13 protein-coding genes are annotated in these 10728 nt (G+C 41.3%); 11 read left to right on the forward strand and 2 right to left on the reverse strand.

Annotation, left to right across the window (positions count from 1 at the left end):
- The first annotated feature begins 1 nt into the window (after window position 1).
- From rnc to H5202_RS13200, 6 genes are all read left to right on the forward strand, one after another.
- Complete coding sequence (gene rnc / locus H5202_RS13175) at window positions 2–655, forward strand: ribonuclease III (protein ID WP_182772471.1); 654 nt, start codon at window positions 2–4, stop codon at window positions 653–655.
- A complete protein-coding gene (gene era / locus H5202_RS13180) occupies window positions 652–1656 on the forward strand; it encodes a GTPase Era (RefSeq protein WP_182772472.1) in 1005 nt (334 codons plus the stop codon). Before rnc ends, era begins: the two co-directional genes overlap by 4 nt.
- Window positions 1657–1701: 45 nt before the next feature.
- Window positions 1702–2415, forward strand: a complete 714-nt coding sequence (gene recO, locus H5202_RS13185) for a DNA repair protein RecO (protein ID WP_182772473.1) — start codon at window positions 1702–1704, stop codon at window positions 2413–2415.
- A 109-nt stretch (window positions 2416–2524) separates the two neighbouring features.
- Window positions 2525–3262, forward strand: coding sequence for a pyridoxine 5'-phosphate synthase (gene pdxJ / locus H5202_RS13190; RefSeq protein ID WP_182772474.1), 738 nt, complete (start codon window positions 2525–2527; stop codon window positions 3260–3262).
- On the forward strand, window positions 3262–3642 hold the full coding sequence (acpS, locus tag H5202_RS13195; protein ID WP_182772475.1) for a holo-ACP synthase: 381 nt from the start codon (window positions 3262–3264) through the stop codon (window positions 3640–3642). The genes pdxJ and acpS overlap by 1 nt, the downstream gene beginning before the upstream one ends.
- 321 nt (window positions 3643–3963) lie before the next feature.
- Window positions 3964–4488, forward strand: a complete 525-nt coding sequence (locus tag H5202_RS13200; protein WP_182772476.1) for an Mpo1 family 2-hydroxy fatty acid dioxygenase — start codon at window positions 3964–3966, stop codon at window positions 4486–4488.
- 61 nt (window positions 4489–4549) lie between these two features.
- Here H5202_RS13200 and H5202_RS13205 read toward each other — a convergent pair whose 3' ends face one another.
- Both H5202_RS13205 and H5202_RS13210 read right to left on the reverse strand, forming a co-directional pair.
- Entirely contained in the window at window positions 4550–5830 is a 1281-nt protein-coding gene (locus H5202_RS13205) for an HlyC/CorC family transporter (RefSeq protein ID WP_182772477.1), read from the reverse strand.
- A 153-nt stretch (window positions 5831–5983) separates the two neighbouring features.
- Window positions 5984–6772: a cytochrome C assembly family protein gene (locus H5202_RS13210; RefSeq protein WP_182772478.1), complete on the reverse strand. Its 789-nt coding sequence runs from the start codon at window positions 6770–6772 to the stop codon at window positions 5984–5986.
- A 282-nt stretch (window positions 6773–7054) separates the two neighbouring features.
- On the opposite strand from H5202_RS13210, the gene ffh reads away from it, so the two are divergent.
- The 5 genes from ffh (at window position 7055) to rplS (ending at window position 10609) form a co-directional block, all read left to right on the forward strand.
- A complete protein-coding gene (gene ffh, locus H5202_RS13215) occupies window positions 7055–8428 on the forward strand; it encodes a signal recognition particle protein (protein ID WP_182772479.1) in 1374 nt (457 codons plus the stop codon).
- A 228-nt stretch (window positions 8429–8656) separates the two neighbouring features.
- Complete coding sequence (gene rpsP, locus H5202_RS13220; protein WP_011638368.1) at window positions 8657–8908, forward strand: 30S ribosomal protein S16; 252 nt, start codon at window positions 8657–8659, stop codon at window positions 8906–8908.
- A gap of 21 nt (window positions 8909–8929) precedes the next feature.
- Entirely contained in the window at window positions 8930–9460 is a 531-nt protein-coding gene (gene rimM / locus H5202_RS13225; protein ID WP_011638367.1) for a ribosome maturation factor RimM, read from the forward strand.
- 15 nt (window positions 9461–9475) lie between these two features.
- A complete protein-coding gene (gene trmD / locus H5202_RS13230) occupies window positions 9476–10222 on the forward strand; it encodes a tRNA (guanosine(37)-N1)-methyltransferase TrmD (RefSeq protein WP_059744051.1) in 747 nt (248 codons plus the stop codon).
- Window positions 10223–10255: 33 nt separating this feature from the next.
- The gene (rplS, locus tag H5202_RS13235; RefSeq protein WP_124731766.1) at window positions 10256–10609 is read left to right on the forward strand and encodes a 50S ribosomal protein L19; all 354 of its coding nucleotides are present in this window, start codon (window positions 10256–10258) and stop codon (window positions 10607–10609) included.
- The last annotated feature ends 119 nt before the right edge of the window (window positions 10610–10728 follow it).

Consider the following 10728-nt stretch of genomic DNA (forward strand, 5'->3'; position numbering starts at 1 on the left):
CTTGTGCCGTACTTTAGGGTATGAGTTTAATAACATTGAATTACTCATTCAGGCCTTAACACATCGAAGCGCAGCGAATAAACATAATGAGCGTTTAGAGTTTTTAGGTGATTCGATTTTATCGATAGCCATTTCAGATGCCTTATATCATCAGTTCCCTAAGGCAACTGAAGGTGATTTAAGCCGTATGCGCGCCACTTTAGTTAAAGGCGACACACTGACGATTATCGCTCAAGAGTTCAAGTTAGGTGATTATCTGTATTTAGGTCCAGGTGAACTCAAAAGTGGTGGATTTAGACGCGAATCTATATTAGCAGATGCTGTAGAGGCCATTATTGGTGCTGTCTATCTTGATGCCGATATTGAAGTGTGTCGTAAGCTATTATTATCATGGTATCAAGAGCGCTTAGCTGAAATAAAACCGGGTATTAATCAAAAAGATCCAAAGACAATTTTGCAAGAATATCTGCAAGGTTTTAAAAAGCCATTGCCAGATTACCAAGTTGTCGCGGTAGAAGGTGAAGCGCATGATCAAACCTTCACGGTAGAATGTAAAATTAGTGAATTAGATAAAGTTGTCACCGGTGTGGCAAGTTCAAGAAGAAAAGCCGAACAGCTTGCTGCTGCTCAGGTATTGGAGCTACTGAATAAATGACCAAAAAAACAGACTTGCCAGCGGGTGCTAACCAAGAGCCTAGCTTAGATGAACTGCTGGCAAGGATGAACCAAGCAGCACCAACCGCTACAGCCAAATACGATGTAACCTACTGTGGCATGGTGGCCATTGTTGGTCGTCCAAATGTGGGTAAATCAACGCTTTTGAACAAGTTACTTGGTCAAAAGGTGAGTATTACCTCAAAAAAACCGCAAACAACTCGTCACCGTATTATGGGTATTCATACTGATGGTCCAAGCCAGATCATATTTATTGATACTCCAGGCCTGCACATTGAAGAAAAGCGTGCGATTAACCGCTTGATGAACCGTGCGGCAGCTAGTTCATTAGCTGATGTAGCTATGGTCATTTTTGTTGTTGATGGCATGACCTGGACTGCCGATGATGAGATGGTGCTACAAAAAATTAAACATCGTAATGATGATCGTAAAATCATTTTAGCCATTAACAAAGTCGATAATATTAAAGATAAAGAATCATTATTTCCTTATCTAACTGAATTAGCTAAAAAGTTTGATTTTGATGAGATTTTGCCAATATCAGCCAGCAAAGGCACCAACGTGCAGCGTATTTTGGATATGGCTCGTGAGTCATTGCCTGAAGCACCATTTTATTTCCCTGAAGATTACGTTACCGATCGTTCACAACGTTTTATGGCATCTGAAATTGTCCGTGAAAAACTGATGCGCTTCCTTGGGGATGAACTTCCTTACGACGCAACGGTTGAGATTGAACAGTTTAAAATGATGGAAAATGGTGTCTATCAAATTAATGCGTTAATTCTGGTTGAGCGAGAAGGCCAGAAAAGGATGGTGATTGGCAATAAAGGTGAACGAATTCGAACTATTGCAACGCAATCCCGTCTAGACATGGAAACCTTATTTGAGAATAAAGTGTTTCTTGAGGTATGGGTCAAAGTTAAATCAGGTTGGGCTGATGATGAACGCGCATTGAGAAGTTTAGGTTATGGCGAAAGCTAAATTGTTTTTAGCTTTACTGATTAATTGTTTATAGGCATGGCCACTATGAAACGTGGCTATGTGCTTCATCATCGACAATTTCGTGAATCGAGCGTGATTGTAAATTTGTTAGTAGAGGGTGTTGGACGTGTTGATGCCATTACTCGAGTCGGTTCTGGTAAACGATCGATTAAAAGTATCTTACAACCTTTTCAACCGCTGATTATTCAATTTAGTGCCAAATCCGAAGCCAGAAATTTGGGCTTGAAAAATATTACCCAAATCGAATCCGCTGCACCCGCGATGCCACTGAGTGGCAATAGTCTTTATTCTGGTTTTTACCTAAACGAAATATTAGTCCGTCTTTTATCTGTGGAGCACCAAGCTGAAGGGCTATTTCTAGACTATCATCGTGCGCTACTTGCGTTAGCTAAACAGTTTTGTTCAAGCCACCTACGTTATTTTGAAATGGCATTGTTACTAGAGTTGGGAGCATTGCCGTCTCTTGCTTATGACACCCAAGGTGACTCGTTAGATGACAGTTGTCACTATCGATTTATTGCCGAGAGTGGTTTTATCCCTGTAGCAGTAACTCAAGAAAGCTCTTTTTCTCATGGCAAAGGCTGTTTATCTGGGGCCATGTTGCTAGCATTGGCATCACAAAACCTGCAACCAGAACAGTTTAATCAAGCTAAAGGGTTAATGCGTTATTTACTCACACCATTGTTAGGTAATAAGCCGTTATTAAGTAGGCAGTTATTTAGTAACAAAGCGGATTAGCATATAATATTTTTTAAACCCAACACATGGGCCAAACACTTGTAAATTAGTGCATAACTTTGGTTATCGTGTGCCTCATTGTGTTATTTATTATCTTAAGGAGCTCGATGTGAGCGGAATACTATTAGGCATTAACATCGATCATATCGCGACATTACGTCAGGCTCGCGGTACTCATTATCCAGATCCTGTGCACGCCGCCGCAGTAGCAGAGCATGCTGGCGCCGATGGTATTACGATACATTTACGTGAAGATCGTCGCCATATTCAAGATCGTGATGTGTATTTATTGGCAAAAACATTGAAGACTAGAATGAACTTCGAGTTTGCTGTCACAGAAGAAATGATTGCCATCGCCTGTGATATAAAACCAGCGTATGCGTGTTTAGTCCCAGAGAAGCGTGAAGAGCTAACAACTGAAGGCGGTCTTGATGTCGCAGGTCAGTTAGAAAAAATCCGTTCAGCCGTTACTCGTTTGGTTGCAGAAGGTATTAAAGTGTCATTGTTTATTGATGCTGATAAAACTCAAATTGATGCCGCAGTGTTATCTGGCGCACCTTATATTGAGATCCATACTGGTTGTTATGCTGATGCCATCACTGATACTGAGCAGGCAGATGAATTAGCTCGTATTACTGAAATGGCACAATATGCTCACAGTAAAGGTTTAGTGGTTAATGCTGGCCACGGTTTGCATTATCACAATGTTAAGGCTATCGCGGCTATTCCTGAGCTTTATGAGCTTAATATTGGTCATGCTGTAATTGCTCGAGCCGCTATTGATGGTTTAGACACTGCAGTACGAGACATGAAGAAACTGATGCTTGAAGGCCGCAGAGGCGAATAATGGCGATTGTAGGGATCGGTACAGACATTGTTGAGATTGCCCGCATCAGTGAGCAGCGAGAGCGCCTCGGTGACAGATTAGCTAGGCGAGTGCTGACTGAGTCTGAGCTTGCTACTTACTTGCAATCAAAACAACCTGAGCGATTTTTGGCTAAACGGTTCGCCGCCAAAGAAGCAGCAGCAAAAGCCTTGGGTACAGGGATTGGTAGAGGCGTATCATTTCAACATATTCATATCGACAATGATGATAATGGCGCACCTCAGGTACGTTTTACCGATGGCGCGCTAGTACGGCTTGAGCAGTTAAGCGGTAGCCGAGGTTTTATCAGTATTGCAGATGAAAAACATTATGCAGTAGCCACAGTAGTGTTAGAAAGTTGATATGAATAATATTAGGCTATTTATTAAAGGCGCATTAGCGCCTTTTTTGTGAGCTTTTAAAATTGCCTCAAGTGGGGTAAATTAACAAGATATCAACAACTCATCTCAGAACGAGATAATAACTTACATCAAGCGGTCATTTTCATGCGAACAAGATGACGTTTCATTAGATTGCTATTAGCAATTCAATAGCTGGCTTATTGCAACTTAATTCAACGCAATGAGTAAGACACAGGACTGTTTGAGAGGCATTTGTTATCCCAGTTGCGGAGACTTACCTCATTCCTAATTCGAACAGAGATAAACTAAAGAGAATCAAAAATGAAATCGGCAGTAGAACAACTTTCAACTTATAAAAGCGTGCATTTAAACCCACAAAACATCAAGACGCACTTTGTGGGTGTTCCAATGATTGTTTGGTCGGCGTTCTTGATGTTAGGGACACTTCGCTTTGCATGGCAGGATTATCAAGTAAGTCTAGCTATGATACTAACGGTGGTAGTATTGGGCTACTATTTGGCTCTTCATGTCCGCCTAGCCATTGGATTGGTATTATTTATTCTGCCGGTGCTGTACACCACCGAGCTAGTTGTTCACACCGCGCATCCCTTTATCATAGCTATTAGTATTTTTGTTATTGGTTGGGTTATTCAGTTCATTGGCCATAAATATGAAAAGGCTAAACTTGCTTTTATGGATGATCTCAACCAGCTTCTGATTGGGCCATTTTTTTTGATGGCAGAGTTGTATTTTATGTTGGGGTTAGAAAAAGACTTAGCCGCAGAAATTACCCCAATTGCGCGTGATAAACGCCGTGCTTTAGAGGCTAAACGTCGTGCGTTGTAATCAATGACGAATGAATGGCAATAAAAAAGGCGCTAGTAGCGCCTTTTTTATGTTTGATAATCTATTCGTTATCATCAATTAACGTTAAATTGTTGGGTAAAACTCTGACTGTTTTAATCATATTATCGGCAACGGCGATCACTTCAATTTGATAATCAACTATTCGTAAACTGGTGTTGACGGCAGGAATATCTTCGAGGAATTCAATGATCAAGCCATTTAAGGTTTTAGGGCCATCAATCGGCAAATTCCATTTCATTTCTTTATTAAGATCACGGATGTTAATCGTGGCATCAATTAAGAAACTACCGTCCTGCTGAATATTAATGTCTTCACTTGCAGTGGTCAGCATTGAGGTAGTGAAGTCACCGACAATTTCTTCCAGGATATCTTCTAGGGTCACTAAACCCTGAATATCACCGTACTCATCAACAACAAGACCTATGCGTTCTTTGTTTTGTTGAAAATTAGTCAATTGAACGTTTAGTGGTGTCCCTTCTGGGATAAAGTACAACTCTTTGACAGCCCTCAATAATGACGACTTGCTAAACTGTTCTTTAGATTGTAAACGCAATGCATCACGTAAATGAATAAAGCCGACAGCGTCATCGATATTGTCGCGATAGACTAATACTCGAGTGTGAGGACTTTGAATCACTTGCTTATTTATCAATCTAAAATCGTCATTGACGTTAATGGCATAAATATCTGAGCGCGAAATCATAATGTCTTCGACTGTGACTTTTTCTAAATCTAAAATCGACAGTAACATTTCTTGGTGACGCTGTGGGATCAGTGCGCCAGCTTCATGTACAACTGTTCGCAATTCTTCTTGGCTTAACGCATCACTTGTTTTAACTGTTTTAATACCCATCAAACGTAAAAACATGGAGGTAATTAAGTTGATTGCTTTCACTAATGGCGATAGCAATATTAATAACCAACCTAATAAAATACTCGATGGGAATGCAATACGCTCAGGGTGTAAAGCCGCAAACGTTTTGGGTGTGACTTCAGCAAACACTAACACCACGATAGTCAGAACACCTGTAGCAATAGCAACCCCCATATCACCAAACAAGCGCATACCAATAATAGTCGCAATGGCGGATGCAAGGATATTAACCAGGTTATTACCAATGAGAATTAATCCGATAAGTCTGTCTGGGCGATCGAGCAATTTTAAAGCTCTTTGGGCACCTTTATGATTATTCGACGCAAGATGTCTTAAACGGTATCGGTTGAGGCTCATCATTGCAGTTTCTGAACCAGAAAAATAAGCAGAAATCACGATTAAAACCAAAAGGAAAATAAGGAGTGCGCTGGTAGATATAGCGTCCAAAAAAGGGGCCCCATGAAGTGTTGTGAAATTGGCCAACTGGCCAAATTGTCAGAAATTTAACGGCCATTATTTATGATTGGCCGTTAGTGTCAAGTTATCTTGTTTATTTTTCAACAGAATAAAATAGTTTATTTCAACCCAGCTTTGTTAAAATTAGTTTAATATCAGTTCTTTAACAATTCTTGCACCAAAATAAGCTAGAGAAAGTAAACCCGCGCCAGATAAACTGTAAATCACTGCAGTACGGATTCTACAGCCAACAGTATATTGTTGCCACAACATAATGGCGTAAACGACCCAAGCTATTATTGATAATATTGCCTTATGACCTTTACCATCGCCGAACATATCGTCTAAAAATACAAATCCAGTGACCAGCGATAAACTCAGTAAGATAAATCCAATAATAATGAGGTGATAAAGTTGTTTTTCAACTGTCATTAGTGGTGGCATAGCAGGGCTCATCATCATCTGCTTTTTCTTCAGTTTATTCTGGATAAACAACAATTGAATGGCGTACATAGCGGCTATCATCAATGCGCTATACGCCATGAGTGATAACACTACATGCGCGAGAAGTTCGGGGTGTATTTCAAAATGAGTAATAAACTGCGGCGGCACTAACCACAGAAGTGCCACTGACAAAATTGAGCAGGCATACACAACAGGCACAACAATGATGACTTTTAGTCGAGGCATTGTGATAGTGAACGTAAATGCAATAATCCAGTTAACCAATGAAATCACGTTGGTTAAACTAAAGTTTTGTCCATCGACGGTAAAAACTGCATTCGAAAGTGCAAACCCGTGCATGATAACGGCAATACCAGAAGCCACCATTACGGCCTTACGATTAGGCCCTTCAACATGAAAAAGTCGGCTTGTTACTAAAACCAAAGCTAAACAATAAAACAGCATGGCTGCTGCTGAAAAAATAACCATTGAGACTCAACCTATCATAGTAATTAATGCTGAAAAACTGCGCTGTGAGTGTTGAACAATACTATCAAAGCATCACATTTTCATTATTTTATTAGATTAACATGATCAGGGCCTAATATGGCAGTGACCTGAGGCTCAAAATTTAACAGTTTCCAGCCTTTAGCTACAGTTAATTTACTTAAAATGAGTCAGTGTTTAAGTTCTTCGTGTTGCAAGTATCGTAATTTAGAGTGGCTTGGGTATAATGGGCTCAATTATAGATATGCTTAAAAGAGCCGCTCAATGTTTGAAAATTTATCTGACAGACTTTCACGCACACTAAAAAACATTAGTGGCCGTGGTCGCTTAACAGAAGACAACATTAAAGAAACCCTGCGTGAAGTGCGTATGGCGCTGCTTGAGGCGGATGTAGCTTTACCTGTTGTTAGAGACTTCGTTAACAGCGTTAAAGAACGCGCTGTAGGTCAAGAGGTGTCAAAAAGCTTAAGCCCAGGCCAAGCCTTTATCAAAATAGTTCAAAATGAGCTTGAAAAAGCCATGGGTGAGGCGAATGAAGCCCTCGACCTAGCGGCAGTGCCTCCGGCTGTGATCATGATGGCAGGTCTTCAAGGCGCGGGTAAAACAACCTCGGTAGCCAAATTAGGTAAGTTTTTACGCACACGTCATAAAAAATCAGTCCTTGTAGTCAGTGCGGATGTATATCGTCCAGCGGCGATTAAACAACTTGAAACATTGGCTGCCGAAGTTGAAGTTGAATTCTTTCCGTCCGACGTTAGCCAAAAGCCAGTTGATATTGCCAAAGCCGCAATAAGCTATGCAAAATTAAAATTCATTGATGTGGTGATTGTCGATACAGCAGGTCGCCTGCATGTTGATGAAGCCATGATGGATGAAATTAAACAGCTTCATGCCACTGTAAATCCAATTGAGACCTTATTCGTTGTTGATGCGATGACGGGGCAAGACGCTGCCAACACAGCTAAAGCATTCAACGAAGCGTTACCTTTGACGGGTGTTATCTTAACCAAAGTCGATGGTGATGCTCGTGGTGGTGCCGCGTTATCTATTCGCAGTATCACTGGAAAGCCGATTAAATTTTTAGGTGTTGGTGAGAAAACCGATGCGTTAGAGCCTTTCCATCCAGACCGTATTGCTTCGCGTATCCTCGGCATGGGTGATGTGTTGTCATTAATTGAAGAAGTTGAACGTGGCGTCGATAAAGACAAAGCGATGAAACTGGCTTCAAAAGTTAAATCCGGCGGCAGTTTCGACCTAGAAGATTTTCGTGAGCAATTACAGCAAATGAAAAACATGGGCGGAATGATGAATATGCTTGAGAAGCTTCCTGGTGTGGGGCAATTACCACCAGAAGCATTGGCTCAAGTTCAAGACGGTAAAATGACCGGACAAATGGAAGCCATTATTAATTCAATGACTTCTAAAGAGCGTAAGAATCCAGATTTGATTAAAGGATCTCGTAAACGTAGAATCGCTGGCGGTTCTGGTACCCAAATTCAAGATGTAAACCGCTTATTGAAGCAATTTACCCAAATGCAGAAAATGATGAAAAAAATGTCAGGCAAGGGTGGAATGAAGAAGATGATGCGCGGAATGGGCGGAATGTTACCGCCTGGAATGAAGTTTCCTGGTCGATAATAACAGCATCTTTTAAGTTTAAAATCAGTATTTTTAAATTCAATCAGTTGGTTAGGTTATATCTCTGACTTTATTGCAACAAAATGGGTGAGCTAAAAAACATCAGATTTGGTTGCAATAGTTCAAAAGTCAGGTAAAATCTTCCGGCTTTCTTTCTGGGACTCTTCGCGAACACGGAGTTCCAGTTTTTATTTTTGCTTCTAGCAAATCATTAGAGGAATAAAACGCATGGTTACCATTCGTTTAGCTCGTGGCGGCGCAAAAAAGCGTCCATTTTATAATATCGTTGTTGCTGATAGCCGCAATGCTCGTGACGGTCGTTTCATCGAACGTGTAGGTTTCTTCAATCCATTGGCTCGTGGCCAAGAAGAAACTTTACGTTTAGATCTTGATCGTGTTGAGCACTGGGTTGCTACTGGCGCTGCAACATCTGAGCGTGTTGCAAAACTGATTAAAGACGCGCGTAAAGCTGTTGCTTAATTGCGTATAAGGTATAGATAGATGAGTAGTAACCAAGAGCTAGTTGTACTGGGTAAGTTAGGTTCCAGTCATGGTATTAAAGGTTGGCTAAAAATCACTTCCTATACCGATTCTGTTGAAGGTATTTTCGATTATTCGCCTTGGCTTATAAAAGAACAAGGCGTTTGGCGTGAAGTTAAGGTTGCTCAGTGGCGTTTTCAAGGTAAAGCTGTAGTGGCTGAACTAGAAGGTGTCGCTACCAGAGAACATGCGCAAATGCTCACAAATTGTGAAATTGCGATCATGCCTGAGCAAATGAAAGATTTGGATGATAGTGAATTCTATCATCGTGATCTTATCGGCTGCGAAGTGACCAATATAAACGGCTATAACATGGGTATTGTTGACCAGATCGTGGAAACAGGATCAAACGACGTACTATTGATTAAAGCTAATGCCAAAGATGCCTTCGGCAAAGCGGAACGTATGATCCCCTTTGTCCCTGAGCAGTTCATCAAACAGGTGGACTTGCAAGGGAAACAGATTTTAGTGGATTGGGATCCTGACTTCTAAGTCGAGGTACAACATATGTGGTTAGGGGTAATTACCCTGTTTCCAGAGATGTTTCGTGCTGTTACAGACTTTGGAGTTACGGGTCGAGCCGTGAAAAACGGCCTGCTAGAGCTGCAAACGTGGAATCCTCGAGATTTCACCCATGATAGACATAATACTGTGGACGACCGACCTTATGGTGGTGGGCCTGGTATGTTAATGATGGTGCAGCCTCTGCGTGATGCTATCCATGCAGCTAAAGCAGCTGCAGGTGATAGGGCAAAAGTGATTTATCTATCTCCTCAGGGACGCAAGCTGGATCAGCATGGCGTTACTGAGTTAGCTAAATCTGAATGTTTGATTTTAGTGTGTGGTCGATACGAAGGTGTTGATGAACGCATTATTCAGACAGAAGTTGATGAAGAATGGTCTATCGGTGATTACGTACTTTCGGGTGGCGAGTTGCCGGCAATGACATTAATCGATTCAGTGGCTCGTTTAGTACCTGGTGTACTGGGCAAGCAAGCGTCAGCAGAGCAAGATTCTTTCTCTGATGGTTTACTGGATTGTCCTCATTATACACGCCCTGAACAATTGGATGGTCTTGACGTTCCTGCAGTGCTGCTAAGCGGTGACCACGAAAAAATTAGACTCTGGCGTTTACAACAAAGTATCGGAAGAACTTTTTTGAGACGACCAGAATTATTTGAAAATCTAGCTCTGACTGACGAACAAACGACTTTATTAGCGCAGTTCGTGAATGAAACGGACAAGTCCGCATAGTCAACGCTCAGTTATTACTAGGATGGAGTAATTATGAACAACATCATTAAAATGCTCAACGATGAGCAAATGAAAACAGATGTGCCTGATTTTGGTGCTGGTGATACAGTAGTAGTTCAAGTACGTGTTAAGGAAGGCGATAAAGAGCGTCTTCAGGCTTTTGAAGGTTTGGTAATTGCTAAGCGTAACCGTGGTCTGCATTCTGCATTCACAGTACGTAAAATCTCTAATGGCGAAGGTGTTGAGCGTGCTTTCCAGACGCACAGCCCGCTAATTGCTAGCATCGAAGTTAAGCGTCGCGGTCGTGTACGTCGTGCTAAACTGTACTATTTACGTGAGCGTTCAGGTAAGTCTGCACGTATCCGTGAAAAATTGGCAACTAAGTAATAGTTACCGATACAGAATAAAGATGCAGTGTTCGCACAACAACCCGCCGAAAGGCGGGTTTTTGTTTGTGTGGCTTTTAAAAAACAATGAAGCGGAAACAACGAGTAGAGCGGAAACAA

This window comes from Shewanella sp. SG41-4 (assembly GCF_014164505.1).
Classification (GTDB): Bacteria; Pseudomonadota; Gammaproteobacteria; order Enterobacterales; family Shewanellaceae; genus Shewanella.